We start from the raw sequence: 26,279 nt of genomic DNA, 5'->3' as shown, positions 1-26,279 counted from the left end.
ACCAGACACAGAGGGCAAAGCGCCGCTTTGCGATACAGATATGAATGAACAGGTAACCGTGACTGATACCCCCGTTAAACCCGTAAAAGCGCTCCCCAATGCGCAGACCGTTACTGCCGTAACACATTGGACGGATAGCCTTTTTTCCTTCCGCGTTACACGTCCCGCGTCGTTTCGTTTTCGCTCCGGTGAGTTTGTGATGATTGGCCTGATGGGCGACAACGGCAAGCCGCTTTTGCGCGCCTATTCCATTGCTTCCCCAAGCTGGGACGAGGAGTTGGAGTTCTATTCCATCAAGGTTCAGGACGGCCCACTCACGAGCAAATTGCAGCACATTAAGGTCGGCGACGAACTTATTTTGCGTCCCAAGCCAGTCGGCACCCTCGTGCATGACGCGCTTCTGCCAGGCAAACGTGTGTATTTCTTCGCGACGGGAACCGGCTTTGCCCCCTTCGCGAGTTTGATCCGCGACCCCGAGACCTATGAGAAATTCGACGAGATCATCCTAACGCATACGTGCCGCGAGGTCGCCGAGCTTGAGTATGGTCGTCAGTTGGTCGAGAGCCTCGAGGCGGACCCGCTGATTGGCGAAATGATCGAGGGCAAGTTGAAATACTACCCCACGACGACCCGCGAAGAGAGCCCCGTGATGGGCCGCGTTACCGATCATTTGAAATCTGGCGAAATCTTTGAGCGCTTGGGCATCCCCCCCCTTGATCCGGCATCCGACCGCGCGATGGTGTGTGGCTCAATGGGCCTCAACAAGGATATCACCGAAATTCTGGAAGCGGCAGGTTTGCGCGAAGGGGCCAATTCCGAACCTAAAGAGTTTGTGGTGGAAAAAGCCTTTGTTGGCTAACACCCCAAAATAAAAATAAAAAATGCGCCGCGAGATCACTCTCACGGCGCTTTTTTTATGCGATTGCCGCGCAGTTAAGCGCGGCAGATCGCGATCAAAGTCCCAAAGCAGACTTCACTTGAGCAAGTGTAGCTTTCAAAAGATCAGGGTTGTTACTGGCGGCTTTCACCGTTGTTTTCAACGTGGTTTTTTGAACTACATCAAGGCTTGATCCGTCGATCATCGCATTGACTTTGTCGAGGTCGAAGCCTTCAGCCGACAATGGGTCAGCATCAGCCATATCAGTGGCAGCGTCGTCAGCAGCAGCTTCAACTTCGTCTGTCGCATCCGTTGCGGCATCTGTTGCGTCTGTAGCAGCATCCGTTGCGGCATCCGTTGTATCACTTGCAGCGTCCGTTACGGCTTCCACAGCATCATCCACCGCATCCGTTGCGGTTTCAGCAGCTTCTTCAGCGGTTTCAGCAGCTTCTTCAGCGGCTTCTTCTACTGCTTCAGCAGCTTCTTCTGTCGCTTTTTGAGCGGCATCTGCAGCCACTTTTGCGGCCTCAGCAGCTTCTTCTGTAGCTTTCTTTGCAGCTTCTGCAGCTTCTTCCGAAGCTTCTTTTGCAGCTTCGGCAGCTTGCTCAGCGGCTTCTTTCGCAGCTTCTTGGTTGGAATAATAAGTATATCCACCCAATCCGGCGGCGATGATAAGTGCGGCAATAATCCAAGTTTTGTTCATCTCTATAATCCTTTAGATGCGGCATATAGCTGTGCATTTAGCATCAATTGGGGTCGGTGCAACAGCAATGAACGATTCATTCAACGAATCCGGCATCAGATCGCCCATTCCGCGCGTTTACTGGGTTGTAAGAAGCCGCGCACGATATTAAGTTCCGCAAAGTAACCACAACGATCAAAGGATCAAAGCCATAGCTCGCAAGCCACATAACGCCCCGCCGCAACGCGACACGGGCCCTCGTATCAACGATAAAATCCGCGCAACAGAAATCCGTCTTATTGGCGCTGATGGTGAAAACGGCGGCGTTGTAACGCCTGCACGTGCCATGGTCATGGCCGAAGAAGCCGGATTAGATCTGGTGGAAATCTCGCCAAACGCGATCCCTCCGGTTTGCAAGATCATGGATTTTGGCAAGTTCAAATACGAAACGCAAAAGCGCGAGAACGAAGCGCGGAAAAAGCAAAAAATCATTGAGATTAAAGAGGTTAAGTTCCGTCCGAACACGGATATTAATGACTATAATGTCAAGATGCGTAACGTTTACAAATTCTTGGAAAACGGCGACAAAGTAAAAATCAGCCTACGGTTCCGAGGGCGCGAAATGGCGCACCAAAACTTGGGACGTCAGCTTTTGGAACGTGTTGCCGATGACACCAAAGAACAAGGTAAAGTCGAGAGCATGCCGAAAATGGAAGGCCGCCAAATGATCATGATGATCGGCCCCCTTCCGAAGTAAGTCACCAATAGTTCACCAAAGGGCCTCCGTTTTCGGGGGCCTTTTTTGTTGGAATCAGTAGGCAAAGAAAAAGGCCCCCGAAATTCGAGGGCCTTCTCCTAACGTCAAAATGTGCTTACATCTGGGAAGACGTGCACGAATGGCGTTAGAACTGGGTGCTAAGACCTACAACAACTGCGTTGTTGCGATTTTCGATACCCGACACACCATTCAGTGTGGAGCTGTCAAAGGCGCGCGTGTGCCGAACTTCGCCGAATACGCCAATTGTTTCGCTCACGTCATAGCTGATGCCCAGCGCCGCACGACCACCAAGGCCGGAGTCCTCGTCGCCCGCAGAGGCTGTTTCAACCCAACCGAGACCAAGTGCGCCATAAGCTTTGAGCGGGCCACTGTTGACGAAGCTATAGCGCGCTATAGCCATAGCGGCGGTTGATTGGAGATCTTCACCGGACGTTTTGTAATCCGCGTTGGTGCGGCTCAAATCGAAACCCAATTCGAGGGCATCCATCCCGCCGAGACCGGAGTAATAAAGGCCACCACCATATGTCGTACCGGAGTCGACTTTTTCATCTGTGCCTCCAACTGCGAGGTCGCCCTCGAAGGTTCCCCCTCCGTAAACTTCAGCAGACCAATCTTGGGCTGCGGCTTGGGTGGCGGTTACACTTGCGATGCAAAGAGCTGAAATAACTGCGATACGCATTGTGGACTTCTCCTAATAACAATCTGTTTATTGAAGGCGGTTTTGCCTCTGCTACCGAAATAAGGTTTGAGCGTTTCTTTACAAGACGAGGTAAAGTTTCTGTGTTCAAAAATCGGCAATATCTGGCGCATATCCTTGAATTGGGGCTAAAATCCGCCGATATTCCCATGCAAAACCTGCCTCTCCCCGCTGTGATCATTCCCTCAAAGGCTATTGATAAAATGGAAGATATCAAAAAAAACGTCCCGAGGTTTCCCTCAGGGCGTGCTCTATTTTCATCGCGGCCAAGTTACGCCATGTCTACCACTGCGCGGCTTGCTAAAACCTTGATCAAATGGGCGCGGTATTCTGCGCTGCCATGCATGTCGCCGATCATCCCCTCTGCTGGGTGGGAAAGCCCTTCTAAAGCTGCTGCCGAGAAATCGGCCGACAGGGCCGCTTCTGCTTCGCGCCACCGAAAAACGCCCTCCTCGGCCGCGCCGGTTACCGCGACGCGCACCCCGTCGGCATATTTCGCGACAAAGACACCGACCAGCGCAAAGCGCGAGGCTGGTTGCACGAATTTTTGATAGCTCGCCCCTTCTGGGATTGGAAAGCTCACGGCAACAACGATTTCGCCGTCATCCAAGGCGGTCTCAAACATCCCTTGAAAATAGTCATCCGCCTGAATTTCGCGCGCATTCGTCGTGATCGTCGCGCCCGATGCCAACGCCGCAGCGGGGTAACAGGCGGAAGGGTCGTTGTTGGCGAGGCTGCCGCCAAGGGTACCGCGATTGCGCACAGCTGGATCGCCGATCCCCCCCGCGAGAGCCGCGAGCGTTGGATAGGCCATTGCGCCGATGGCAACATCGTCATGGGTAACCCCACCGCCGATTAAAATCGTACCTTCGGAAACCGATATCCCCTGCATTTCGGCAATTCCCGAAAGGCTCACGAGGACTTCCGGCGCAGCGAGACGCTGTTTGAGGGTCGGGATCAGAGTTTGACCACCGCCCAGCGCCTGTGCAACCTCGTTTTTGAGCGCTTCTACGGCCTGTGCGACCGTGGTTGGCCGCTCGATTTCAAATGCATACATCGTTCTCTCCTATTCCCGTCCTACTGTTGTGCGACAGGCGTGGCCTGCAGTGCGGCCCAAAACGCGCCAAGGCGACAGTGTCATACCCATTCAGGTTACATTCTTAGCGCTCTGTTGCAAAGCAGCGATCCAATTGCCCTCGCCCCCGTCGCCCTTCACACCTAAAGACTTCGGAACTAGCTGGCTGCTGCCGCCTGAATCGCTTTCACAATATTATGGTAACCGGTGCAGCGGCAAATATTTCCCTCCAAATAGTCGCGAATTTCTGTCTCGCTTGGATCTGGATTTCGTTTAAGGAGGGCTGCGGTCGACATCACCATGCCCGGAGTGCAAAATCCGCATTGAAGGCCATGGTGTGTTTGGAAGGCTGCTTGAATTTTGCTCAAGCTGCCATCGGGGTTGGCCATCCCTTCAATCGTGGTAACCTCTTTGCCTTCGGCTTCGGCGGCGAACATCGTGCAGGACTTCACGACCTTACCATCGACATGCACAACACACGTGCCGCATTGGCTGGTATCACATCCAATATGTGTCCCCGTAAGGCCCAAATTGTCGCGCAAATAATGCGACAACAACAAGCGTCCCTCGACCTCTGCTTCCGCTGGCTTGCCGTTCACCGACATGCTGACTTTCACCATGGGTTCATTCCTCCGTTTCATATTTTATCTAGGTTAATCATGCCCCCTCCGTGCTGAAAACACAAACATGCGGGTAAACACAAAAAAACGCCAATCCTCGCCTAAATTTTAAGGTCCCTTGGATGGGGGCGGGTTGCAATTTCTTTCAGAAGCCCCCCAACCCCCATATGTGAAATATCTTGCTGCGTGACCGCTACTCCACAGAGAAGCCGCTCCATCACCCAATCCGCGCCATTAAGGGCGGGTGAGCGTGCGCACCCAGGAAGGCCAATCACGGGCTTGCCGTCAAGGGTGCCGAAAAACAGCAAGTTCCCGGGATCGACGGGCATTCCGAAAACGTCTACCTCCCCCCCCGCGGCAATCAAGCTTGCGGGGGCCGTGTCGCGGATATCGGAGGTGGCTGAGGCTGTGAGGATCAGGATAAAGTCCCCACGGGCCTGTGTGATCGCGGCGCTTAGGTCTGAGATTTCATGGGGGACAATCGCATCGCGCACGAGCGACACGCCCAGCGCGGCAAGCCGTGTTTTTGTGGCTTCGAACCCTTTGTCGGTTTCCTCGTCCTGAAGGGAAGTCTGGATAAATCGCGCGGTTTGGTATTTGGGGTGATGCAGCATCAAAGCTCCCCGTGCCGCGTCACAGGCCGCGTCCACATCAGCTTCACGTACCCCATAGGCAATGATCTTGACCGTCGCGACCATCCCGCGCTCAATCATCCGTGCATAAGGCGCAACGGTGGCAACCGTCACCATCGGGTTGATCGCATTCAGCGCATGGATTGCCGCAACATTAATTTCCGCAACCCCTGCCCCCGCAGCAAGCACATTCACCCGCCCCGTCGCAGAACGCGTCACATGGAGGCCGCTCCCCTCTGGAACCAACGCCGCCGCAATCCGCCGCGCGGCCTCGTTCTCCTCAATGTCACCCGCTTCCAATTGCGCCACAACAACAGACGTGCGCCCAATATCCTCTAGGGCCGCGATATCCTTGGCCTCAAGCACATGCCCCTTGCGCAAACGCCCCTTCGGTAGCGGATGCGAATGCGCAAGGATCGCGCCCTCAGCCTCCCCTATAGGAACCTCGCCAAACTTCATGCGCCGCGCCGTAACACACGGGTCACTTCCCCCATGATAGCAATCGCAATCTCCGCAGGTGATTTTGCCCCGATATCTAGTCCAACGGGCGCGTGAATACGTGCGATATCCTCGGCGCTAAATCCCGCCGCTTCAAGGCGTGTCACCCGCTTGGCATGGGTGCGTGTGGACCCAAGCGAACCGATATAAAACGCCTGTGATGCAAGGGCAGTGGTTATGGCGGGGTCATCTATTTTGGGATCATGCGACAGGGTGATGACGGCCGTACGCGTATCAATCCCCCATGCGGTCAGCGCCTCATCGGGCCATGCTTCGCTTTCGACTTTATCGTCGGGAAACCGCTCTTGAGTGGCAAAGGCCGCGCGCGGGTCGATCACATAGGGATCATACCCAGCGGCGCGCGCCATTCCCACCAAGGGTTGCGCAATATGAACCGCGCCGACAATCGCCATGCGCAAAGGTGGATTGTGCAGGCCAACGAATGTCTGCCCGTCTTCCTCAAATCCCGACTTATCCGCCCGAAACCGCGCTTCATAGGTGTCATACTGGGCAAGGGAAACTTCCCCCCCTTCGGTATTGACCACATAGGCCACAGGCTCCCGTGCCGCACGTTTGGCAACTAAGGCCTCCAATACATCCAAAGGCAGCGCGCTCCCTACAGGCTCTACCATCACCCGTATACGCCCCCCACAGGCCAGACCAACCGCGAAGGCCTCGTCATCGGACACACCAAACTCCAAGATCCGGCGTTTGCCATCCTCAAGGGCATCAAGCGCCTCCGTCACAACGGCCCCCTCAACACAGCCCCCAGACACAGACCCCGCAAGTCCCGCCTCTCCTGATATGGCAAGCTGGCTTCCCACAGGGCGCGGCGCAGAGCCCCATGTCTCGACCACAGTGGCCAAGGCGGCCCCAATACCTGCGCGGTGCCACGCCAAGGCTACTTCGGGAATATCGTTATATCCGGTTGTCATCCTATTTACGTTCCTCACCTCTTTGGATGAAGTCTATCAAATCCCCCCACGTCCACAATCGGTTTCGCCCCAATTGGGCCAACACACAGCCCGCTCGCCTCTGCCTCCTACCGACCAAAGACCGCGCGCTTTCTAAAACAGACCGCTGCCTTTTAAGGAATGATGTCCACAAGCCACCCAGTTTTGGGAATCGTCAGTGACGAAAATTCAGGATGGAACTCCCCTAATTTCTGCGATAACCCTTGGGGATGAGCAATGATAGACTGACCCTCCCCGCTGGCTGGGAAGCCCCCGTAAACCCCCAAGCGCTTGAAAAAGAGCTCCTCGCTGAATTGACTTCTGATCACCTGTTATATGGTCACACAGCCCGCGCCATCGCGCAGAGCAGTGAAAGCGACGAAGCGGTTTTCATGTTTACCGGCGAGACCGAGTTTATGGCGATTGTGGCCCTCACATGGGAAGAAGCCCCGATCAAAGACCAACCGGAATTTGAAAAAATCAGCGGCATTTCCGAGCTTGAAGGTTTTTTCGACTAGCCACCCTGTGGTTCGTTTTAGGTGTGGGGCCTTTTGGGTGCTTCACGCGCTTTTTCACCCAGTAAATGCGCCGACGTATGCACATCAGAAAGAATTCGTTGGAATTGCGCTGATTGCACTTCCTGAAATGCTGGGCTACCGATGGGCAACTGATATTTTTGCAAGAGGCCCGCTATGCAACATCTCACTGGAAAAAACGCACCCGATCTTGGCAAATTTGATTGGGAGGATGCATTTCGTCTGAACGATCAACTCACCGAAGAAGAGCAAATGTTGCGCGACGGCGCACGTGATTTTGCTCAGGATAAGCTGCAGCCACGCATCATCAAAGCCTACCGCGAAGAAACCACAGACCCCGAAATTTTCGCCGAAATGGGCGCGGCAGGCCTATTGGGGGCAACCATCCCCGAAGATTTGGGCGGCTTGGGCGCGGGTTATGTCTCCTACGGGTTGATCGCGCGTGAAGTCGAGCGGGTAGATTCGGGCTATCGCTCGATGATGTCGGTGCAAAGCAGCCTCGTGATGTACCCCATCCATGCCTACGGCTCCCCTGAGCAACACCAGAAGTACCTCCCGGGCCTCGCGGCTGGCACGTTGATTGGTTGTTTTGGCCTGACGGAACCCGACGCTGGCTCCGATCCGGGCGGCATGAAAACCCGCGCCGAGAAGATCGACGGCGGCTATCGCCTCACCGGTAATAAAATGTGGATTTCCAACAGCCCCATTGCGGATGTCTTTGTTATCTGGGCCAAATCCGATGCCCACGAGGGTAAAATTCGCGGGTTCATCCTTGAGAAAGGCATGAAAGGCCTCTCCGCCCCCAAAATCGCGGGCAAGCTTTCCTTGCGTGCTTCTATCACTGGGGAAATCGTTATGCAGGGCGTCGAAGTCGGCGAAGATGCGCTGCTCCCCAACGTACAAGGCCTCAAAGGTCCGTTTGGCTGTTTGAACCGCGCGCGTTACGGCATCAGCTGGGGTGTTTTGGGCGCTGCCGAATTCTGTTGGCATGCGGCGCGTCAATACGGCCTTGATCGCCACCAGTTTAACCGCCCCCTCGCCCAGACCCAGTTATTCCAAAAGAAACTGGCCGATATGCAGACGGAGATCACCCTTGGCCTGCAAGGCTCACTCCAAGTCGGACGTTTGATGGATGCCGCCAATGCAGCACCTGAGATGATCTCGATGATGAAGCGCAACAATTGCGGCAAGGCCCTCGATATCGCCCGCATGAGTCGTGATATGCATGGCGGCAACGGCATTTCCGAGGAATTCCAAGTCATGCGCCATATGGTTAACCTTGAAACCGTCAACACCTATGAGGGCACCCACGACGTGCATGCACTCATCCTAGGGCGGGCACAAACTGGTCTTCAAGCGTTCTTTTGAGGAATTAAGATTGGCGGGGCATGATCTGTCCCGCCGTTCATAAATCCGTGACCAAGCCCCTATTGCCCCTTTAGGCTTGCGCGCCCTTCCTGCTAGGCTTGGATTATGAAAATTACCGCCATCCTCACTGTTCGCGACGAAGGCGCCTTCCTTTTGGAATGGCTCGCCCATCACCGCGCCATTGGTTTCACAGACTTCCTCGTGTTTTCCAACGATTGTACGGATGGCACCGATGCCATGCTTGATCGCCTCCAAGAGTTGGGCCACCTGACGCATATTCCCAATCCTGGCCCCTATGACGAAGGGGGAATACAATGGTCCGCGCTTAAACAGGCCGACAAACACCCCCTCACTCAGAACGCCGATTGGCTCATGTGCCTCGATATCGACGAGTTTGTGAATATTCACGTGGGCGACGGCACGCTCAAGGCCCTGATGGACGCCGTCCCCGATGCCACCGCCTTTGCCCTAACGTGGCGCTTGTTTGGCAACGCCGATGTGGATGCCTTTGTGGATGCGCCTGTTACCGAGCAATTTCAACAAGCCGCCCCCGCCGTTCTGTATTGGCCTTGGCGGGCGTCAATGTTCAAAACACTGTTTAAAAACGACGGAATCTATTCGAAAATTGGCGTTCACCGCCCCCGTAGCCCCGACAAATCCCGTCTTGATGAGGCGCGATGGTTCGACACGCGCGGCAAGGAAATTCTCGGCCCGCCAATCAAAACCCGTCGACTGTTTAATCAATTCGGCCGCGACAATTATCTGCTGGCCCAACTCAACCACTATGCCCTAGGTGCGCGCCAAAGCTATGTGCTCAAACGCGCACGGGGTCGGGTGAACCGTGGCGAAAAACTGATGGGGATGGACTATTGGGTCGAGCGTAACTTCAACCAAGCGCATGACGATAGTATTTTGCGCCACCGTGGCCTGTCCGCCCCCCTCTTGGCCCAGCTTCACGCGGACCCCGTGTTGCACGACCTTCATCAAAGGGCTGCCGACTGGCGCGACTCCACTTTCATCCGGTTGATCCTAGAAGACGAATCGCGGGCTTTGTACGGACGCCTCCTTCTCACGCCTCCAACCGAACCCCTTGCCAAGAAAAAGGCACAGGAGTTACTAAGAATTGGACGACGAGCGCAGTTATCCGTCAAAATTCAGCCTTTGGATGAAAAATAAAGGCCCACACACTTAAAAACCTCACGCTTCCTTCCAAATTTTGCCCGATTCATTGACCATAATGTAACCAACAGGTGGAATAAGGGCTCATATATTGGGCAACGAGTACAAAGGGATAAGAATGTCGCAGAATGCCACTCATAATCTGGATACCGAGGCGCAAGCTTGGCTCGACAGGCTCGACCCTATTGGCGAGGAGCGTGGCTATTTTGAACCCATCGGCAAACAGCATTCTGCAATCTTAACGGACGAAGGTCCCGATTTGATTGTCACGTTTGAAAGTATAAGCGGCATCCGCACCCACGACCCCGAGGCACAGCCCTTAGGCTTTGAAATGGTTGCCAAAAACGGCTATTCTAACCTGTGTATTCTGGCGCATGGCGACACTTGGTTTCGCGACGCATCTCTCTACGGGTATTTTGACAGACTGGTGGATGACGGTTTCTTTGAAGACTTCGATAACGTTGTTTTTTATGGTGCCAACATGGGCGGGTATGGGGCTGTAGCCTATTCTGTCGCCGCACCGGGCGCGACGGTCATCGCCGTGCAACCACAGGCCACCCTCGACCCCGCCGTCACAGGATGGGACACGCGCTTCAAAGGGCAGCGTCGTAAATGCTTTACAGATCGCTATGGATTTGGCCCAGATATGATCGAAGGTGCTGACCGCGCCTTTATCATTTTTGATCCCGAAGAAGAATTCGACGCCATGCATGCTTCGCTATTCACCCGCGCAAATACCACAATGGTGAAATGTCCGAATTTGGGCCCCCGAATTGAAGATAGCCTGCGGACGATGGAGATTCTCCAAGATCTGATCGAAACTGCGCTAACGGGGGATATGATGGCGGCCGACTTCTTTGAACTCTATCGGGCCCGCCGCGACAACGGCCAATACCTGCGCAATTTACTCACCCGCCTTGAGGATGATGGCCGTGTTGTCTTGATCGAAGCGCTGTGCAAAAACGTGATTGAGCGAACTGGGGGCGGGCCGCGTTTTCGTCGTCGTCTCAAAGAAATCCAAACACACAAATCCTCGCAGGACGCTCCCAAAGCGGATAATGAAACGGTTTAAGAACAACACCTTAAAGCCCACCCTCCCGTGTTATGAAGGAGACGATCTCGGCGACCCCGATATTTGATTTCAACGATGCCATCACGAAGGGACGGGTTTGTCGTGCGTTGGCGGCGTCACTTTCGAGCAAAGCCAAATCCACGTCGACATAGGGTGCTAAATCCACTTTGTTAATAATAAGAAGATCACTGCGCGTTAAGCCCGGGCCCTTTTTACGAGGAATATCTTGCCCCGCGGCGGTGTCGATTACATAGAGGGTCAAATCCGCCAGTTCAGGCGAAAACGTGGCTGCCAAATTATCCCCCCCGCTTTCGATGAAAATCACATCAAGATCGGGAAAGGCTGCGTTTAAATCGGCAATGGCCGCCAGATTGATGCTCGCATCTTCGCGAATGGCCGTATGGGGGCACCCCCCTGTTTCCACCCCCCGAATCCGCGCTTCCGGAAGGACTTGCGCCCGCACGAGGGCGTCCGCATCTTCGCGTGTATAAATATCGTTGGTGATGACAGCCACCGAATAGCTCTGAGTCAAGGCGCGGCACAACTGTTCAGTGAGAGTCGTTTTCCCTGCCCCAACAGGCCCGCCAATACCAACGCGAAGCGGTCCATTTTTAGAGGCCATGACGTGCATTTCTCCCAGTTTTGTTAACCATTTCGAGCGCCTTCAGAGACGCATAAAGGTAGGCTTTGTGTCTCATGTCTTAAATATCCTGACGTCCTGTGTTTCGTGCTGCATGGCGGCAATATCCGCGCCAAATGCGGCGCTCGCCATATCCGAAAAAGTCTGTGTCGCGGCCTGTGCGGCAACTTCCAAGATAACAGGGTGTAAGGCCGCGAGAGCTTTTTGCCCGTCGGTTTGCCCCAAAGGAATAAACCGAACCCCCACAGACACCAAATTCGAAGCAAAGGCATGTAAATAAAGGCTCACAACCTCTTGTGGTGCAAGCGTCAACCCGCGCGCGGCCACGCCCACTGCCACGGGAAAAGGTGCGTGTTGGGCCTGCGCTCCGCTCATACCATTCACCGTTTCAACAAAGGCGCGCCCCTGCGCTTCGCTCTCATGCAAGCGCTCTTTACTCGCGGCAAGCGCCCGTGCGGTATCGGCCATATCTTCACCTGAAATACTCTGACAAAGCAAAATCGCGTCCACATGCCCTGTGCCAAAACGCAGGATGTCCGCGATCCAATCGGTTAACGTTTCGCGGTCTGACACGGCGCCGTTTTCCACAACGGTTTCAAGGCCATGCGAATAAGCAAAACTCCCGAGGGGAAATGCAGGCGAGAGCCATTGTGTGAGCGTAAGGAGATCAGGATTCATGTGGATTCAGTGCTCATGCGCATGATCCGCGGGGCCGTGGCTGTGTCCAAAGGTGCGACCATGCCCATAAGCGCCACCCTCCGGCGTAAAGGGCAGCGTGAGGGGGACAACCTCTGCGCCTAGATGCGTAAGCATTTGCGCAAATACATGATCATGAAGGATAATCAGGCGATCATTTTCTATCTGACACGGCGTGTGACGATTACCTATGTGCCAAGCCAAGCGCGGCAGATTGGGGCCAGAGATCACCAAAACCGCTTCAGGCGCCGCAACGATTTGCACATGGCGACCGTCTGATAAAGCCAGCGCACCACCGTGCTCTAGGTTTGTGACTTTTTCAAGATCCAGAAGAACCACAAGGCCGTCGCAAAGTTTAAGCCGCTTGCGGCGCAAAAGGCGGTCTTCATACGCGAGGGAAACCTGAGCACAGGCCGCCTGTCCGCTCGCCAAAAGATGCCCAAAATCATGGGCATTCAGAACTGTATTGCAGGTCAGCACCGCCACAGCAGGCGCGCTCATTCCTGCACCTCAGAAGGTGTTAGAGGCCCATTTTGTCGGCAAAGACGTGCCGTACAATATCGTCGCGATCCAGACCGATGTCCGCCAATTGACGATCGCTCATGTTTTGAAAACGTTCGACTTGGTCCGACCGTGAATTTGATTCGATCAGGGCTGTGAAAAACGCGGAAAATCCGTTGGATACGGAAGCCCAGACTGATTTCTTTTGGGCAAGTAATTCGGTTGATGCGTAGGCCATTTTGTCTCTCCACTTTGGGGGAATAAATATATGTATCTCTCCCTCCAATATGGGCAGTATGCTGCGATGCAGCAATAGACAAATGGGAAAAGCGGCCATGCAGTGAACGCATACCCACCCCTGTTAACCCTATTTTTACTGAATTTATTTGCATTTTTTTAACCACCCTTGGTCCAATCTCTTGGTATAGCTGCAGGAGAATCCCATGCTCAATCTACATCCCTCTGCCGACCGTCTGGCTGCCATTCGGTCCCGCATTTCCGCTCTTAAAGAGGAGGAAGCGCGCCTTCGCATTACTTTCCTTGAAAAGGGCGATTATGGCCTTCACCCAGGACTTACGTGCAACGTGATTGTTGAGCGTGAAGAAGCCCGCGAATTTGACCCAAGCCGCCTTCCGATTGAAGTCCGCCTTGACCCTCGATATTGGACGACGCGCTTTCGCACACAGATCAACATTCAAGAAAAGTCTAGTTCTTGCGAATGGCAAAACGACGACGTGATCGACCTTGTCGAACAGGGCGGCGTCTTTTGTTAACTTAGGACGCCGCACTGCCTGCCCCGTCGACTTATTTCCCACGCGTTGGCTCATTCCCTAGAACATGAAATAGCGTTGGGCCATCGGCAGGGACTTGGCGGGTTCACAGGTCAAAAGCTCGCCGTCGGCCCGCACTTCGTAGGTCTCTGGATTGACCTCAATATGCGGGGTCGCGCTGTTCATCACCATGTCGGATTTCCCGATGGTACGGGTATTTTCCACCGCCAAAGTCGTTTTTCGAAGTCCAAGGGCTGCACCAATTCCGTCTGCCTGTGCGGCCTGACTCACGAACGTGACCGCACAATGCGCAACCGCTCCGCCCATCGCACCAAACATCGGGCGTGAATAAACGGGCTGTGGCGTTGGGATAGAGGCATTTGGATCGCCCATTTGCGCCACAACGATCATCCCGCCCATCAACACCATTTCGGGTTTCACACCAAAAAATGCGGGGGACCACAGCACCAAATCTGCGCGTTTCCCAACTTCAATTGAACCAATATGGCGCGAAATCCCATGGGCAATTGCCGGATTAATTGTGTATTTCGCCAGATAGCGTTTGACCCGAACATTGTCGTTGTCGCCTGTTTCTTCGCTTAAACGGCCCCGTTGTTTTTTCATTTTATCCGCAGTTTGCCATGTGCGAATCAAAACTTCGCCCACGCGTCCCATAGCCTGACTATCGCTCGCGATAATCGAAAATGCGCCGAGGTCATGCAGGATATCTTCGGCGGCAATCGTTTCGCGCCGAATGCGACTTTCGGCAAATGCCACATCCTCGGGGATGGATTTATCAAGGTGGTGACACACCATGAGCATATCCAAATGCTCCTCGATAGTGTTGACAGTATAGGGGCGCGTCGGGTTGGTTGACGACGGTATAATATGTTGTTCCCCAACAACTTTAATGATGTCCGGCGCATGACCACCGCCCGCGCCTTCGGTGTGAAACGCGTGGATTGTGCGCCCCTTGATGGCGGCAACGGTGTTCTCGACAAAGCCACTTTCATTTAGCGTATCCGTGTGGATCATCACCTGAACGTCCATGTCGTCGGCGACGGAAAGGCAGCAATCAATCGCCGCCGGAGTTGTGCCCCAATCTTCGTGCAATTTCATCGCACAGGCGCCGCCCTTGATCATTTCCACAAGGGCTTCGGGACGGCTTGCGTTGCCTTTGCCGGACAGCCCGATGTTCATCGGAATGCCATCAACGGCCTGCAACATCCGCGCAATATGCCACGGGCCGGGTGTGCAAGTGGTGGCCAACGTGCCATGCGCGGGTCCTGTGCCCCCGCCGAGCATTGTCGTCACACCAGAATGCAGCGCGTCTTCCATTTGTTGTGGGCAAATAAAGTGAATATGGCTGTCAAACCCGCCCGCCGTCAAAATACGCCCCTCGCCCGCAATTATTTCAGTCCCAGGGCCGATGATAATGTCTACGTTTGGCTGTGTATCCGGATTTCCTGCCTTTCCAATCGCCGCGATAAACCCACCACGCAAGCCCACGTCTGCCTTGTAAATCCCTGTCGTGTCGACAATGAGGGCGTTGGTAATTACCGTATCCATGGCTCCGCCAGCCCTCGAAATTTGGCTTTGCCCCATGCCGTCACGGATGACTTTGCCGCCACCGAATTTCACTTCCTCACCATAGGTCGTCAGGTCGCGTTCCACCTCGATGATCAAATCCGTATCCGCCAACCGGACGCGGTCGCCTGTGGTTGGCCCATACATATCGGCATAGGTCGCGCGTGAAATTTTCGCAGGCATTGGCTTTCCTTTAATTTCCGTCCCATTGACCGCAGTGCGGCGGGAATCTCTTCTCTCGAATTATGTCATCTCGCTTCAAAGCGGCCCCATAACCTTCTGATTAAAACCATAGATTTCGCGCTTACCCCCGAGCGGAACCAAGGTCACTTCGCGTCTTTGCCCAGGCTCGAAGCGCACGGCCGTACCCGCAGCAATGTCCAACCGCATGCCGCGTGCCACCGCGCGATCAAAATCCAAAGCGGAATTCGTTTCTGCGAAATGATAGTGGCTTCCGACTTGAACGGGTCGATCGCCCGTATTGGCGACCATGCAGACGCGTGTTTGCGCGCCAGCATTTAGGGTTATGTCACCGTCGACGGTGAATATCTCTCCCGGGATCATGCCTGCTCCTCCTTGGGATTAACGAATGGGATGGTGAACGGTCACAAGTTTTGTGCCGTCGGGAAATGTAGCTTCGACCTGCACGTCGTGGATCATTTCAGCGATACCCTCCATGCATTGATCGACCGTAATTACATGCGCGCCAGCTTCCATCAGATCCGCCACCGAGCGCCCATCTCGCGCACCTTCGACAACGTAATCCGTAATAATTGCGATCGATTCAGGGTGGTTCAGCTTCACCCCACGCGCGAGGCGTCCGCGTGCGACAATCGCCGCCAGACTGATTAGGAGTTTATCTTTTTCTCTTGGGCTTAGGTTCATTTTCTTCCCTATTTTTGCCAGACACGCGGCAGTGGATCGACGCGCAATTCATTTAAAACTTTCGCCACGACACGCTGCAACGGCCATCCGTCATCCGCAAACAGCCGAATAATAAGCCTTCCGTTCCATCCGCTTGCCGCCGCTGTGACATCCGAAAAAGTGGATAGAATAGAGCGGACGGGCCCAAGGGCGTCCTGTGCTTGCGGTGCAAATAACGCGATTGTCGCAAGAGCGCGCGCGCCAGAAAGCGTTGCTGCGCGCTTGGGGTGTGTGAAGTTGCGCTTATCCAGCGCAAAGGGTTCAATCCATTCTGGGCGCCCGTTAACACGTACCTCCCGCCAATCCGAAAAGGTTGCATTAACGAGCGTTTCCCCCATCGCTGCGCGCCCCAAAATCACGGTTTCAACCATAAGAAACTCAGCATCAGAAGCCAAATCTACAAGCGTCTTGCGCGCCATATTGGAGCCTTCAAACAGGATGGTTTCCTGAGGCAGCCAATCCAAACGCGCCCCATCACCCACGGTCAAATTCACATCAACCCGCCCCGTGCCACTCACGGATTGATAGGCGCGTTCGGCGGTTTGGGTCGTCGCATTCACCCGCGCGCCCGCGCCGACATCAAGACCATACGAGATGTGGTCGCCCCCCGTGACGCCGCCCGAAGTGTTCAAAAACACGATTTCGGGCGTGGGCGCATGGATTTTTGGTAGGAACACTTTTGCGGACCCAGATTGGTGCAAATCTTTCAAACGGATTCGTCCGGACACAGCATGAACCGAGGCAAAACCTCGCCCAAACATGCGCTGCAATCTAGGCGATGCTGTGCATTCAGACCCGCTCTCTATTTGTGCCTCTAAATCCAGCATAACCCCTCGTTTCGCGAGAAACTTAGGCAGCATGTATGCCGCCAGCAAGATAATGGGCGATCGTTCACGCACTTGTGCCGAAAAAATATGCCTGAGCTTAAAAAATAGGCGAAAAAATGTACAGCAGGTCACTCCCTAATCGTTTCATGAAAACTAACCTGCAATCCACGCTGGAAAAACCTGCACTAATTGTGTAGCGCAAGGATATGACCCAAAAACTCACGCTCAAACGCCCCGATGATTGGCACCTCCACCTGCGCGATGGCGCAATGCTTAAAGCGGTGCTGCCTGAAACCACCCGCCATTTTGGGCGTGCGATCATTATGCCAAACCTTGTTCCACCCGTTGTGACGAGCGCTCAGGCCTTGGCCTATCGGGATCGTATCCTCGCGGCACTGCCAGAGGGAAGCAACTTTACGCCTTTGATGACCCTCTATTTGACTGAGCAAAGCGACCCAGACGATATCGCCGCAGCCTATGCGGGCGGGTTGATTTCCGCCGTGAAACTCTATCCTGCCGGAGCCACCACAAATTCCGCAAGTGGCGTCAGCGATTTTGACAAAGTGCGCCCTGCGTTGGAAATAATGGCCGAGATTGGCCTGCCTCTTTGCCTGCACGGAGAAGTCACTGACGCTGAGGTCGACATTTTTGACCGCGAAGCTGTTTTCATCGACCGCGTCCTTGATCCAATCCGCCGCGCCACCCCGGGCTTAAAAACGGTGATGGAACACATCACCACAAAGGACGGCGTCGATTACGCAAAATCGCAAGACAATTTGGGCGCAACAATCACCACGCACCACCTTGTGATCAACCGAAACCACATCCTCGTGGGCGGCATCAAGCCCCACTATTACTGCCTTCCCGTAGCAAAACGCGAAACGCACCGCGTTGCCCTTCTTGAAGCCGCAACCAGTGGCGATACACGATTCTTCCTTGGAACAGACAGCGCACCGCATACCGACCTCCTCAAAGAGAACGCCTGTGGATGTGCGGGATGTTTTACGGCCACGAATACAATGTCGATCCTTGCGGAAGTCTTTGAAAAGGCGGGCGCATTAGACTGGTTAGAGGGCTTCACTTCGCTGCACGGCCCCGCTTTTTACGGCCTCCCCGTAAATGACACAACGCTCACCCTGACCAAGGGCGCGCCCGTTACATACCCCTCAAAAATCGAAGTCGGCGCGGAAACCGTCACCGTCTTTGACCCCGGTTTCCCCCTGCATTGGACCGTCACCGCCTAGCGAAAACAAAGGACCTGTCATGATCCCAACATCCTATACCGACGCCACCGAAATTGCGCGTCTTACCGCGAAAATGCTCTTGGAAATCAAGGCGGTACATTTCAACACGCGGGAGCCTTTCATCCTCGCCAGCGGCCTTCCCAGCCCGACATATATTGATTGCCGTAAGCTAATTTCCTATCCCCGCATTCGCAGCACTTTGATGGATTTCCTAACCATCACGGTCATGCGCGACGCGGGCTTTGAAGCCTTTGACAACGTGGCTGGTGGCGAAACCGCAGGCATCCCCTTTGGCGCATTGGTCGCCGAACGCATGGCCCTCCCTATGAGTTATGTGCGCAAAAAGGCCAAAGGTTATGGCCGCAATGCGCGAATTGAAGGCGAAATGACGGAAGGCCAACGGGTTTTGCTCGTCGAAGACCTCACAACCGATGGCGGCAGCAAGCTGTCCTTTGTCGATGCCATTCGCGAAACGGGCGCGACCTGTGCGCATACGGCGGTCATTTTCTATTACGGGATTTTCCCAGAAACCGAGAAAACCCTCGGCGACCACGGAATCCAACTGCACCACCTCTGTACGTGGTGGGATGTTTTGGCCGAAGCCAAGGAGTCCGGTGCCTTTGATACGGAAACCTTGACCGAAGTCGAAGCCTTCCTCAACGACCCACGCGGTTGGCAGGACGCTCACAAAACTTAAAACGATATTAATGAGATTTCATCCATATCTAGGCAAAATGTCGACAGACATGCCTAGATATGGTAAATCAAGGTTATCCACAGCTTTATACAATTTGCGACTTCCATGAAGTCTGCGCTAAGCAGACACCCAATCCGGTCGGGGAATCAAATGAACGAAATCGTACCAGTCAGCAATGGCGCAGGGCTTCCTGCAACGAACTCAGAGGCCTCTGAGTTAAGTGCACAACCGCATAATATTGAGGCGGAACAGCAGCTTTTGGGTGCGATTCTCACCAACAACGAGGTGTTCGACCGCGTGGCTTCTGTCATCAATGCCACGCATTTCTATGAGCCGACTCACGCGCGAATCTACGAACTCGCGTCGCACCGTATTGCTAAAAATATGAACGCGTCACCGGTGACCTTGAAAGCGTTCATGGAAGACGACGAGGGCCTCAAAGAACTTGGTGGACCCGCGTATTTGGCACGTCTTGCAGGGGCGGCGATTTCCAGTTTTGCCGCGCGGGACTATGCGCAAATTATCTATGATTTGGCGATCCGTCGCGAACTTATGGGGCTAGGCCGCGAGATCATGGACAAGGCGGCAAATGTAAATGTCGCGAGCGAACCCAAAGAGCAAATTGTTGAAGCCGAACAGGCGCTTTATGCAATGGCCGAGCAAGGTCAAACCGAGAGCGGATTTCAATCCTTCCTCAAAGCTGTGACCGAAGCCGTAACTGTCGCCAATACTGCATATCAGCGCGAAGGCGGCATGTCTGGGATCTCTATGGGATTGATAGATATGGACAAAATGCTGGGTGGTTTACACCGCTCCGACCTTTTGATCCTTGCCGGACGGCCCTCAATGGGGAAAACCTCACTGGCCACCAACATCGCCTATAACATCGCCAAAGCCTATAAGAAGGGCAAAAGGCCTGATGGAACCGAGGGCGCGATCCAGGGTGGCGTTGTAGGGTTCTACAGCCTCGAGATGTCCGCCGAACAACTCGCCACACGGATTCTTTCGGAGGCCGCAGAGGTCCCGTCTGGCCAAATTCGCAACGGTGACATGACCGAAGAAGAGTTCCGCCGTTTTGTGGAAGCCGCCAAAAAACTCGAATCCTGCCCACTTTATATCGATGACACGCCCGCCCTGCCGATCTCGCAATTGGCGGCGCGCGCCCGCCGTTTGAAACGGACGCATGGGCTGGACGTGCTGATTGTGGACTACCTTCAACTCGTGCGCCCCGCCACCGCCAAAGACAGCCGCGTAAACGAAGTTTCCGAGATCACGCAAGGGCTTAAGGCCATTGCCAAGGAACTCGATATTCCCGTCATCGCCCTCTCCCAGCTCAGCCGTGGCGTTGAAAACCGCGAAGACAAACGACCGCAGCTTTCCGACCTTCGGGAATCGGGCTCGATTGAGCAAGACGCCGACGTCGTGATGTTTGTGTTCCGTGAGGAATATTACAAAGAGCGCGAGAAACCGGGCGATCACGAGCTGGACAAAATGGCTGCGTGGCAGGAAGAAATGGACGCGCTCCATGCGAAGGCCGAAGTTATTATCGGCAAGGCGCGTCACGGGCCAATCGGCCACGTCGAGCTTTCGTTTGAAGGGCAGTTCACCCGCTTCGGCAATCTTGTCAAAGCATGGCAAAGCGAACCCAACGGCTATTAATTTATGCACCATTGTCTCGCCTTTCGATTTCCCCTTGCCAGCCCGTGCGCCAATCGTCAGAACGATCTCCATGTCGACAGGTAAACTCAAAATTGATCTCAACGCGCTGGTAGATAACTGGCGCGTTCTCGATGCCCTCACTGAAGCTTCGGTTGAAACGGCGGCGGTGGTGAAAGCTGACGGATACGGCTGCGGGGCGGAGCGCGTCGCCAAAGCTCTTCTCCATGCCGGCGCCCGCACCTTTTTCGTGGCGACGGCCAACGAGGGCGCCCAAGTGCGGCAAGCCGTTGGTCCCAATCCAAAAATAAACTTGTTTTCCGGACATATGGCCGGCGCTACAGATATGATTCACGACATGCAACTGACACCGATGCTTAATTCTGTGGCCCAGTTGACCCGCCATTTCGAAGCCCTGCCCGGTGCGCCGTTCGGTATCCAACTTGATACGGGCATGAGCCGTCTGGGCATGGAAGCCGCCGAATGGCACGCTGTGCGCGACATTGCATTAGAGCGATCCCCGACCCTTGTTATGAGCCATTTGGCCTGCGCCGACGAACCAAATCACTCGGCGAACGATGCACAATTGCAAAACTTTCGCGCCATGACAGAAGGTGTGCAGGCGCCGCTTTCCTTGTCGGCCACAGGCGGTATTTTCCTATCGTCCGAGTACCACTTTGATTTGGTGCGCCCCGGTATTGGCCTCTATGGCGGCGCGCCTTTTGATGCCGCCAGCCCCGTGGTTAGCCTGTCGTTGCCCGTGATTCAAACGCGGGATTTGGACGTGGGTGAAACCGTGGGCTATGGATGTACTTGGCAGGCCGAAGTTCCCAGCAGGATTGCCACGCTATCCTCGGGCTACGCCGATGGATTGCCCCGCGCCCTTAGTAACAATGCGACCCTCTGGTTTGGCGATATTCCCTGCCCGCTGGTAGGCCGCGTTTCGATGGATTTGATCACGGTCGACGTCACCCATTTAACCGAACACCCCGATCAACTCGACATCCTGTGCAGACACCAAGGCGTTGACGACTTAGCGCTTTCCGCCGGAACCATTGGCTATGAAATCCTGACCTCCCTTGGCTCTCGCCACGCGCGGCGCTATGGCGAAGTTCTTTCATGATTCTGCGCGCGATGGCTTCGCCTCTGGCGGCCTTGGGGCGCGCGGTCATGGGCTTCACGGCGTCCATTGGACGAGTGTCGATTTTTGCATCCCAAGTTGCGGGGCATACATTTCGCCAGCCATTTTACGTTAAAGAACTCCTGCAATCCCTTCTGAATATTGGATATTTAAGCCTTCCCGTCGTTGGATTGACTGCGATTTTCACGGGCGGGGCTTTGGCGTTGCAAATCTATGCGGGCGGCGCACGGTTTTCGGCCGAAGCCGTCGTTCCGCAAATTGTCGCCATCGGCATGGTGCGCGAACTAGGCCCCGTTTTGGTCGGCCTTATGATTGCCGCGCGCGTGACCTCCTCAATCGCCGCCGAGATCGCCACCATGCGCGTGACCGAACAAATAGACGCCCTCGTGACGCTCTCAACGCACCCGATTAAGTACCTTGTTGTACCTCGGGTGGTTGCAGCGTTGATAACCGTTCCGTTGCTTGTGGCGGTGGGCGATATCATCGGCATCTTCGGGGGGTACCTGATCGGAACTGGCAGTTTGGGGTTCAATTCCGCCGCCTACCTCCACAATACGGTGAATTTTCTTGAGCCACTGGACATCATTTCTTCCCTCGTCAAAGGTGCGGCTTTCGGAGTCATTTCCGCTTTAATGGGATGCTACTATGGCATGAATTCCGGTCGCGGGGCTCAAGGGGTTGGTCGCGCAACCAAAGGTGCCGTCGAAGCCGCAGCCGTGCTAATCTTGGCGGCAAACTTCCTCCTAACAAGCGTGTTTTTCACCATATGATTACGCTCTCAAAAATTTATAAAACCTTTGATTCCAACCAAGTATTGCGCGGTGTCGACCTGCAGGTCCCGCGCGGTGAAAGCATGGTCATTATTGGTGGTTCTGGAACGGGAAAATCCATATGCATCAAATGCATCCTTGGGCTTGTCACCCCAGATTCTGGTGAGATCATCGTGGACGGGCAAAACGTCGAAACCGCAGAGCGGGATGCTTTCCTTGCGCGTTTTGGCATGTTGTTTCAGGGCGGCGCGCTCTTTGATTCTATGCCGATTTGGCAGAATGTGGCGTTTCGCCTTTTGCGCGGCGGCCTAAAGCGGCCAAAAGCCGAAGCCCGCGAAATTGCCATCGAAAAACTGCGTCGTGTAGGCCTGTCCCCCGATGTGGCCGATCTTTTTCCCTCCGAACTTTCGGGTGGCATGCAAAAACGTGTGGGCTTGGCGCGTGCAATTGCCGCCGAACCCGAGATTATCTTCTTTGACGAACCCACGACGGGTCTTGATCCAATTATGTCTGGTGTTATCAACGAGTTGATACGTGAAATCGTTGTCGAAATGGGGGCAACCGCGATCACAATCACCCACGATATGTCCAGCGTCCGCGCCATTGCCGACAAAGTTGCCATGCTGCATAATGGCGTTATTCAATGGACAGGTCCGGTCGCGCAAATGGATCAAAGCGACGATCCTTATCTCACCCAATTTATCAGCGGCAGCGCATATGGCCCTATCGAATCTGTTCGATAGCTCCAATAAATTTCAAAATTTATCTAGACCCTTAACCATTTGTTAGGGAAGATTAGCCAAATTCAGACTGGGTTAGAGTCTAGAACGGAGGCCTTAAAAATGACGATCACCGAACTTTATCTCAGGCTGTTTTTTGTCGCTGCTCCCGCGATTGTGACCTATTTTGCAGCGCGCCGCGTTTTGCATTCCCGTAGCGATCACTGGGCCGTATATATTATTAACGTCGCATGGGGTGCCTATGTGACGGTGTATATTGGTCGAGATATTTTTCTGGCGACGTCCCTCCCTATTGAAGCCTTTGCTGTTGCCACCACCCCTGTGGTTTTCTGGATTGCGACCGTGGCGTTTTGCAATCGGCGCAACAATTCCACCCGTCGTTACGCTTCATCGCATAAACGTCCGTCAGACGAGCACGAATTCTCGATTTAGCAGAGCACCTCTTGAAATGCCTGCGGTAAACTGCGACCTCTACGCGTATGAAATTTCTGCGTATTGCCAACCTTTTGTTGCTTATTGCCTTTCCAATCGCGTGGTTTGCTCCGCTTTTGCGAGCGGGCTTGCTTCCACTGTTCAGATTGTCGGAAATATCAGTCGTTTCGGGGCTGCAAAGCCTGTGGAAAACAGATATATTTCTCGCCGTTTTGGTGACGGTCCTCGCGCTTTTGGCCCCCTACCTCAAAACCGTCGGACTGGCGCTTGTGCAGTTTGATCTTTTGGATCGGCGCGTCCTCCCCGCGTTGCGCGTTCTTGGGAAATTGGCGATGGCTGATGTTTTCCTGCTCGCGCTCTATATTGTGGTGGTCAAAGGCATCGGAGTTGGGCGGGTCGAGACAGGCTGGGGCCTCTATGCCTTCACCGGATGCGTTCTAGCGAGTTTTGCGATTTCTTTTGCAACTGAGAGCTTGGAAAAGCGCGCGGCTTAGGCAATAACCCCTTATGGCAAAAACCAAAAACTTCGTCTGTAAAACCTGCGCCTCTACTTATACCAAGTGGTCGGGAAAATGCGATTCCTGCGGGGAATGGAACACGATTTCTGAGGAAATACCCTTTTCTTCTGGTCCGCCCAGCAAATCCCTTGGCGCAAAACGTGGCAGCCCCATTGCCTTGTTTGATCTTGCGACCGAAGAAGATCCCCCAAAGCGCACCCGTTCAGGATCCGGCGAGTTAAACCGTGTGTTGGGCGGAGGATTAGTACCGTCAAGCGCGGTTCTGGTGGGCGGCGATCCGGGTATCGGTAAGTCGACCCTCTTGTTGCAAGCCGCCGCGAGTTTTGCCCGTGCCGGTTTAAAAACCATCTATGTTTCGGGCGAAGAAGCCAGCGCCCAAGTCCGGATGCGCGCGAGACGGTTAGGCATCCAAGAGGCGCCAGTCAAGCTCGCCGCTGAGACCAATTTACGCGATATTCTTACGACGCTTGAGATCGAAAAACCCGACCTCGCGATCATCGATTCCATTCAAACCATGTGGTCCGACAATGTCGATTCCGCGCCCGGATCTGTAAGCCAAGTGCGCGCCGCCTGCCATGAGTTGACGACCTTTGCCAAACGCAAAGGCATGGCGGTAATTCTTGTGGGGCATGTCACCAAGGACGGCCAAATCGCTGGCCCCCGCGTGGTTGAACACATGGTCGACACGGTTTTGTACTTTGAGGGCGAACGCGGCCATCAATTCCGCATTCTGCGCGCCGTGAAAAACCGCTATGGCCCGACGGACGAAATCGGCGTCTTTGAAATGACGGGCAAAGGCCTCGCCGAAGTAAAAAATCCCTCGGCACTGTTTATGGGCGATCGCGAAAACCCCGCACCGGGTTCTGTGGTTTTTTCCGGCATCGAAGGCACCCGCCCGATGCTCGTTGAGCTGCAAGCCCTCGTCGCCCCCTCGCCTCATTCCCAAGCCCGCCGCACGGTTGTGGGTTGGGATGGGAGCCGTTTGGCGATGATTTTGGCCGTCCTAGAATCACGTTGCGGCGTGCCATTTACGGGGCTCGATGTGTACCTAAACGTCGCCGGCGGGCTGCGTGTGTCCGAACCTGCGGCCGACTTGGCTGTTGCGGCGGCGCTACTTTCTGCGCGCGAAGATCATTCTTTGCCCTCTGACACTGTGGTTTTTGGCGAAATTAGCTTATCAGGGGCACTTAGACCCGTTGGACAAACGGAAAACAGGTTGAAAGAAGCGCAGAAACTTGGTTTTAGCTCAGCTATCATGCCTTCGGGTGGGAAAAAACTAGATCAGACGGGAATGAAGATCAGCACAGTGTCCGATCTTACCACTTTCGTAAAAGACGTATTCGGGGACTCTTAACCCCCAACAGGAGAAGATATGGAAGGTTTTACCATAGTAGACGGCGTCGTAGCCATTGTGATTATCCTCTCGGCGGTATTGGCGTATTCCCGTGGTTTTGTTCGCGAAACGCTTTCGATTGCCAGTTGGGTGGTTGCGGCAATCGTGGCCTATATTTTCGCCCCTAAGGTCGAGCCTTTGGTGCGCGAAATTCCCATCCTGAAAGACATGATTGGCGGACAATGTGAATTGTCGCTGATGGTGGCTTTTGTCATCGTGCTTGTGGTTGGTTTGGTCGTTATGGCGATTTTCACCCCGCTGTTTTCGAGTATGGTCCAACGCAGCATTTTGGGCGGGCTTGACCAAGGTATCGGTTTTCTCTTTGGCGCGGCGCGCGGTGTTCTGCTGGTTGTGGTGTCGCTCTTTATTTACGACTGGGCGGTTACGGATCAAACGTTTGAAGTCGTCGACAACAGCCGCAGTGCTGTGATTTTTAGCTCCCTTGTGGGCCAAGTTGGCGAAAATGTACCAGACGATGTTCCGGGCTGGTTGCAGGCGCGCGTCAATTCCTACCTCGCACTTTGCGAAGCGCCAGCAGATATCGTACCTGCTGAAGCGGCTCCTGCAGAAGTGGTTCCCGCCGAATAGGCCTGTTTTTCAGGCAACCTTTGACATCAAGGTCGCTCCTTTTGGGGCGGCCTTTTTACATTTCTTCGCCCAATCAACGGCAAAGCGACAAAAGCCACGCTCTTTATCAAAAATATGACAATTTCCTATCATCCGACGGATGACATCCCCGCTTGGCTCCCGTAAGAGGGGGTCGAAGAACCAAAGCT

31 protein-coding genes are annotated in these 26,279 nt (G+C 54.4%); 17 read left to right on the top strand and 14 right to left on the bottom strand.

Translation table 11 applies throughout. The features are described from left to right. Window positions 1-40: 40 nt before the first annotated feature. Window positions 41-859, top strand: coding sequence for a ferredoxin--NADP reductase (locus AB9F27_RS11420; protein WP_335585488.1), 819 nt, complete (start codon window positions 41-43; stop codon window positions 857-859). A 94-nt stretch (window positions 860-953) separates the two neighbouring features. Here AB9F27_RS11420 and AB9F27_RS11415 read toward each other — a convergent pair whose 3' ends face one another. After that, window positions 954-1,580 (bottom strand): translation initiation factor 3, encoded by a 627-nt coding sequence (locus AB9F27_RS11415; RefSeq protein WP_369757721.1) that lies wholly within the window; start codon window positions 1,578-1,580, stop codon window positions 954-956. A 190-nt stretch (window positions 1,581-1,770) separates the two neighbouring features. On the opposite strand from AB9F27_RS11415, the gene infC reads away from it, so the two are divergent. Further along, complete coding sequence (infC, locus tag AB9F27_RS11410; RefSeq protein WP_082802370.1) at window positions 1,771-2,316, top strand: translation initiation factor IF-3; 546 nt, start codon at window positions 1,771-1,773, stop codon at window positions 2,314-2,316. Between the two features lie 145 nt (window positions 2,317-2,461). On the opposite strand, the gene AB9F27_RS11405 is transcribed toward infC, so the two are convergent. The 5 genes from AB9F27_RS11405 to AB9F27_RS11385 form a co-directional block, all read right to left on the bottom strand. Continuing rightward, the gene (locus tag AB9F27_RS11405) at window positions 2,462-3,016 is read right to left on the bottom strand and encodes an outer membrane beta-barrel protein (RefSeq protein ID WP_335585490.1); all 555 of its coding nucleotides are present in this window, start codon (window positions 3,014-3,016) and stop codon (window positions 2,462-2,464) included. Between the two features lie 289 nt (window positions 3,017-3,305). After that, window positions 3,306-4,091 carry a xanthine dehydrogenase family protein subunit M gene (locus tag AB9F27_RS11400; protein WP_335585491.1) on the bottom strand — a complete coding sequence of 262 codons (786 nt, stop codon included), beginning with the start codon at window positions 4,089-4,091 and terminating at the stop codon, window positions 3,306-3,308. A 176-nt stretch (window positions 4,092-4,267) separates the two neighbouring features. After that, on the bottom strand, window positions 4,268-4,729 hold the full coding sequence (locus AB9F27_RS11395) for a (2Fe-2S)-binding protein (RefSeq protein WP_335585492.1): 462 nt from the start codon (window positions 4,727-4,729) through the stop codon (window positions 4,268-4,270). A 101-nt stretch (window positions 4,730-4,830) separates the two neighbouring features. Next, window positions 4,831-5,820, bottom strand: coding sequence for a molybdopterin-binding protein (locus AB9F27_RS11390; protein WP_335585493.1), 990 nt, complete (start codon window positions 5,818-5,820; stop codon window positions 4,831-4,833). Beyond that, entirely contained in the window at window positions 5,817-6,794 is a 978-nt protein-coding gene (locus AB9F27_RS11385) for an XdhC family protein (protein WP_335585494.1), read from the bottom strand. Before AB9F27_RS11385 ends, AB9F27_RS11390 begins: the two co-directional genes overlap by 4 nt. A 248-nt stretch (window positions 6,795-7,042) precedes the next feature. On the opposite strand from AB9F27_RS11385, the gene AB9F27_RS11380 reads away from it, so the two are divergent. From AB9F27_RS11380 to AB9F27_RS11365, 4 genes are all read left to right on the top strand, one after another. After that, on the top strand, window positions 7,043-7,330 hold the full coding sequence (locus AB9F27_RS11380; RefSeq protein ID WP_335585495.1) for a hypothetical protein: 288 nt from the start codon (window positions 7,043-7,045) through the stop codon (window positions 7,328-7,330). Between the two features lie 174 nt (window positions 7,331-7,504). Next, window positions 7,505-8,716 (top strand): acyl-CoA dehydrogenase, encoded by a 1,212-nt coding sequence (locus AB9F27_RS11375; protein ID WP_335585496.1) that lies wholly within the window; start codon window positions 7,505-7,507, stop codon window positions 8,714-8,716. Window positions 8,717-8,821: 105 nt separating this feature from the next. Then, window positions 8,822-9,892, top strand: coding sequence for a glycosyltransferase family 2 protein (locus AB9F27_RS11370; protein WP_335585497.1), 1,071 nt, complete (start codon window positions 8,822-8,824; stop codon window positions 9,890-9,892). A 121-nt stretch (window positions 9,893-10,013) separates the two neighbouring features. Further along, window positions 10,014-10,967: a phosphoadenosine phosphosulfate reductase gene (locus AB9F27_RS11365; protein ID WP_335585498.1), complete on the top strand. Its 954-nt coding sequence runs from the start codon at window positions 10,014-10,016 to the stop codon at window positions 10,965-10,967. A 10-nt stretch (window positions 10,968-10,977) separates the two neighbouring features. Here the strand turns inward: AB9F27_RS11365 and ureG are convergent, their stop codons facing one another. The 4 genes from ureG to AB9F27_RS11345 form a co-directional block, all read right to left on the bottom strand. Beyond that, window positions 10,978-11,589, bottom strand: coding sequence for an urease accessory protein UreG (gene ureG, locus AB9F27_RS11360; protein WP_335585499.1), 612 nt, complete (start codon window positions 11,587-11,589; stop codon window positions 10,978-10,980). A gap of 72 nt (window positions 11,590-11,661) precedes the next feature. Then, complete coding sequence (locus AB9F27_RS11355; protein ID WP_335585500.1) at window positions 11,662-12,285, bottom strand: urease accessory UreF family protein; 624 nt, start codon at window positions 12,283-12,285, stop codon at window positions 11,662-11,664. 6 nt (window positions 12,286-12,291) lie between these two features. Beyond that, complete coding sequence (locus tag AB9F27_RS11350; protein ID WP_335585501.1) at window positions 12,292-12,804, bottom strand: urease accessory protein UreE; 513 nt, start codon at window positions 12,802-12,804, stop codon at window positions 12,292-12,294. A 19-nt stretch (window positions 12,805-12,823) separates the two neighbouring features. Then, on the bottom strand, window positions 12,824-13,042 hold the full coding sequence (locus tag AB9F27_RS11345; protein ID WP_335585502.1) for a DUF1127 domain-containing protein: 219 nt from the start codon (window positions 13,040-13,042) through the stop codon (window positions 12,824-12,826). 205 nt (window positions 13,043-13,247) lie between these two features. Here AB9F27_RS11345 and AB9F27_RS11340 point away from each other — a divergent pair, with 205 nt between their 5' ends. Next, complete coding sequence (locus AB9F27_RS11340) at window positions 13,248-13,577, top strand: hypothetical protein (RefSeq protein ID WP_335585503.1); 330 nt, start codon at window positions 13,248-13,250, stop codon at window positions 13,575-13,577. Window positions 13,578-13,634: 57 nt separating this feature from the next. Here the strand turns inward: AB9F27_RS11340 and ureC are convergent, their stop codons facing one another. The 4 genes from ureC to AB9F27_RS11320 form a co-directional block, all read right to left on the bottom strand. Further along, window positions 13,635-15,344, bottom strand: a complete 1,710-nt coding sequence (ureC, locus tag AB9F27_RS11335) for an urease subunit alpha (RefSeq protein WP_335585504.1) — start codon at window positions 15,342-15,344, stop codon at window positions 13,635-13,637. A gap of 75 nt (window positions 15,345-15,419) precedes the next feature. Beyond that, the gene (locus AB9F27_RS11330; protein WP_039000498.1) at window positions 15,420-15,725 is read right to left on the bottom strand and encodes an urease subunit beta; all 306 of its coding nucleotides are present in this window, start codon (window positions 15,723-15,725) and stop codon (window positions 15,420-15,422) included. Window positions 15,726-15,743: 18 nt separating this feature from the next. Next, window positions 15,744-16,046 carry an urease subunit gamma gene (locus AB9F27_RS11325; protein WP_335585505.1) on the bottom strand — a complete coding sequence of 101 codons (303 nt, stop codon included), beginning with the start codon at window positions 16,044-16,046 and terminating at the stop codon, window positions 15,744-15,746. 8 nt (window positions 16,047-16,054) lie between these two features. Beyond that, window positions 16,055-16,912, bottom strand: coding sequence for an urease accessory protein UreD (locus AB9F27_RS11320; RefSeq protein ID WP_335585506.1), 858 nt, complete (start codon window positions 16,910-16,912; stop codon window positions 16,055-16,057). Window positions 16,913-17,118: 206 nt separating this feature from the next. On the opposite strand from AB9F27_RS11320, the gene pyrC reads away from it, so the two are divergent. The 10 genes from pyrC to AB9F27_RS11270 all read left to right on the top strand — a co-directional run bounded on the left by pyrC (window position 17,119) and on the right by AB9F27_RS11270 (window position 26,091). Beyond that, the gene (gene pyrC, locus AB9F27_RS11315; RefSeq protein ID WP_335585507.1) at window positions 17,119-18,156 is read left to right on the top strand and encodes a dihydroorotase; all 1,038 of its coding nucleotides are present in this window, start codon (window positions 17,119-17,121) and stop codon (window positions 18,154-18,156) included. Between the two features lie 19 nt (window positions 18,157-18,175). Beyond that, window positions 18,176-18,853, top strand: coding sequence for an orotate phosphoribosyltransferase (locus tag AB9F27_RS11310; protein WP_335585508.1), 678 nt, complete (start codon window positions 18,176-18,178; stop codon window positions 18,851-18,853). 150 nt (window positions 18,854-19,003) lie between these two features. Then, window positions 19,004-20,512 carry a replicative DNA helicase gene (locus AB9F27_RS11305; protein ID WP_335585509.1) on the top strand — a complete coding sequence of 503 codons (1,509 nt, stop codon included), beginning with the start codon at window positions 19,004-19,006 and terminating at the stop codon, window positions 20,510-20,512. Window positions 20,513-20,582: 70 nt separating this feature from the next. Further along, window positions 20,583-21,632, top strand: coding sequence for an alanine racemase (gene alr, locus AB9F27_RS11300; RefSeq protein ID WP_335585510.1), 1,050 nt, complete (start codon window positions 20,583-20,585; stop codon window positions 21,630-21,632). Beyond that, window positions 21,629-22,420: an ABC transporter permease gene (locus AB9F27_RS11295; RefSeq protein ID WP_335585511.1), complete on the top strand. Its 792-nt coding sequence runs from the start codon at window positions 21,629-21,631 to the stop codon at window positions 22,418-22,420. The genes alr and AB9F27_RS11295 overlap by 4 nt, the downstream gene beginning before the upstream one ends. Then, window positions 22,417-23,163, top strand: a complete 747-nt coding sequence (locus tag AB9F27_RS11290; protein WP_335585512.1) for an ATP-binding cassette domain-containing protein — start codon at window positions 22,417-22,419, stop codon at window positions 23,161-23,163. The genes AB9F27_RS11295 and AB9F27_RS11290 overlap by 4 nt, the downstream gene beginning before the upstream one ends. Window positions 23,164-23,262: 99 nt before the next feature. After that, entirely contained in the window at window positions 23,263-23,592 is a 330-nt protein-coding gene (locus AB9F27_RS11285) for a hypothetical protein (protein ID WP_335585513.1), read from the top strand. A gap of 47 nt (window positions 23,593-23,639) precedes the next feature. After that, complete coding sequence (locus AB9F27_RS11280) at window positions 23,640-24,086, top strand: paraquat-inducible protein A (protein WP_335585514.1); 447 nt, start codon at window positions 23,640-23,642, stop codon at window positions 24,084-24,086. Between the two features lie 13 nt (window positions 24,087-24,099). Further along, window positions 24,100-25,464 carry a DNA repair protein RadA gene (gene radA / locus AB9F27_RS11275; protein ID WP_335585515.1) on the top strand — a complete coding sequence of 455 codons (1,365 nt, stop codon included), beginning with the start codon at window positions 24,100-24,102 and terminating at the stop codon, window positions 25,462-25,464. A gap of 18 nt (window positions 25,465-25,482) precedes the next feature. Then, entirely contained in the window at window positions 25,483-26,091 is a 609-nt protein-coding gene (locus AB9F27_RS11270) for a CvpA family protein (protein WP_335585516.1), read from the top strand. Window positions 26,092-26,279: the final 188 nt, after the last annotated feature.

The organism is Falsihalocynthiibacter sp. CO-5D18 (genome assembly GCF_041205445.1).
GTDB lineage: Bacteria > Pseudomonadota > Alphaproteobacteria > Rhodobacterales > Rhodobacteraceae > Falsihalocynthiibacter > Falsihalocynthiibacter arcticus.
The sequence above is the reverse complement of the archived record's forward strand: the minus strand, read 5'-3'. Positions and strand labels throughout refer to the sequence as shown.

Coding starts and splice junctions, on each gene's coding strand:
- AB9F27_RS11420 (WP_335585488.1), top strand. CDS start 41: ATGAATGAACAGGTAACCGTGACTGATACCCCCGTTAAACCCGTAAAA.
- AB9F27_RS11415 (WP_369757721.1), bottom strand. CDS start 1,580: ATGAACAAAACTTGGATTATTGCCGCACTTATCATCGCCGCCGGATTG.
- AB9F27_RS11405 (WP_335585490.1), bottom strand. CDS start 3,016: ATGCGTATCGCAGTTATTTCAGCTCTTTGCATCGCAAGTGTAACCGCC.
- AB9F27_RS11400 (WP_335585491.1), bottom strand. CDS start 4,091: ATGTATGCATTTGAAATCGAGCGGCCAACCACGGTCGCACAGGCCGTA.
- AB9F27_RS11395 (WP_335585492.1), bottom strand. CDS start 4,729: ATGGTGAAAGTCAGCATGTCGGTGAACGGCAAGCCAGCGGAAGCAGAG.
- AB9F27_RS11390 (WP_335585493.1), bottom strand. CDS start 5,820: ATGAAGTTTGGCGAGGTTCCTATAGGGGAGGCTGAGGGCGCGATCCTT.
- AB9F27_RS11385 (WP_335585494.1), bottom strand. CDS start 6,794: ATGACAACCGGATATAACGATATTCCCGAAGTAGCCTTGGCGTGGCAC.
- AB9F27_RS11380 (WP_335585495.1), top strand. CDS start 7,043: ATGAGCAATGATAGACTGACCCTCCCCGCTGGCTGGGAAGCCCCCGTA.
- AB9F27_RS11375 (WP_335585496.1), top strand. CDS start 7,505: ATGCAACATCTCACTGGAAAAAACGCACCCGATCTTGGCAAATTTGAT.
- AB9F27_RS11370 (WP_335585497.1), top strand. CDS start 8,822: ATGAAAATTACCGCCATCCTCACTGTTCGCGACGAAGGCGCCTTCCTT.
- AB9F27_RS11365 (WP_335585498.1), top strand. CDS start 10,014: ATGTCGCAGAATGCCACTCATAATCTGGATACCGAGGCGCAAGCTTGG.
- ureG (WP_335585499.1), bottom strand. CDS start 11,589: ATGGCCTCTAAAAATGGACCGCTTCGCGTTGGTATTGGCGGGCCTGTT.
- AB9F27_RS11355 (WP_335585500.1), bottom strand. CDS start 12,285: ATGAATCCTGATCTCCTTACGCTCACACAATGGCTCTCGCCTGCATTT.
- AB9F27_RS11350 (WP_335585501.1), bottom strand. CDS start 12,804: ATGAGCGCGCCTGCTGTGGCGGTGCTGACCTGCAATACAGTTCTGAAT.
- AB9F27_RS11345 (WP_335585502.1), bottom strand. CDS start 13,042: ATGGCCTACGCATCAACCGAATTACTTGCCCAAAAGAAATCAGTCTGG.
- AB9F27_RS11340 (WP_335585503.1), top strand. CDS start 13,248: ATGCTCAATCTACATCCCTCTGCCGACCGTCTGGCTGCCATTCGGTCC.
- ureC (WP_335585504.1), bottom strand. CDS start 15,344: ATGCCTGCGAAAATTTCACGCGCGACCTATGCCGATATGTATGGGCCA.
- AB9F27_RS11330 (WP_039000498.1), bottom strand. CDS start 15,725: ATGATCCCGGGAGAGATATTCACCGTCGACGGTGACATAACCCTAAAT.
- AB9F27_RS11325 (WP_335585505.1), bottom strand. CDS start 16,046: ATGAACCTAAGCCCAAGAGAAAAAGATAAACTCCTAATCAGTCTGGCG.
- AB9F27_RS11320 (WP_335585506.1), bottom strand. CDS start 16,912: ATGCTGGATTTAGAGGCACAAATAGAGAGCGGGTCTGAATGCACAGCA.
- pyrC (WP_335585507.1), top strand. CDS start 17,119: ATGACCCAAAAACTCACGCTCAAACGCCCCGATGATTGGCACCTCCAC.
- AB9F27_RS11310 (WP_335585508.1), top strand. CDS start 18,176: ATGATCCCAACATCCTATACCGACGCCACCGAAATTGCGCGTCTTACC.
- AB9F27_RS11305 (WP_335585509.1), top strand. CDS start 19,004: ATGAACGAAATCGTACCAGTCAGCAATGGCGCAGGGCTTCCTGCAACG.
- alr (WP_335585510.1), top strand. CDS start 20,583: ATGTCGACAGGTAAACTCAAAATTGATCTCAACGCGCTGGTAGATAAC.
- AB9F27_RS11295 (WP_335585511.1), top strand. CDS start 21,629: ATGATTCTGCGCGCGATGGCTTCGCCTCTGGCGGCCTTGGGGCGCGCG.
- AB9F27_RS11290 (WP_335585512.1), top strand. CDS start 22,417: ATGATTACGCTCTCAAAAATTTATAAAACCTTTGATTCCAACCAAGTA.
- AB9F27_RS11285 (WP_335585513.1), top strand. CDS start 23,263: ATGACGATCACCGAACTTTATCTCAGGCTGTTTTTTGTCGCTGCTCCC.
- AB9F27_RS11280 (WP_335585514.1), top strand. CDS start 23,640: ATGAAATTTCTGCGTATTGCCAACCTTTTGTTGCTTATTGCCTTTCCA.
- radA (WP_335585515.1), top strand. CDS start 24,100: ATGGCAAAAACCAAAAACTTCGTCTGTAAAACCTGCGCCTCTACTTAT.
- AB9F27_RS11270 (WP_335585516.1), top strand. CDS start 25,483: ATGGAAGGTTTTACCATAGTAGACGGCGTCGTAGCCATTGTGATTATC.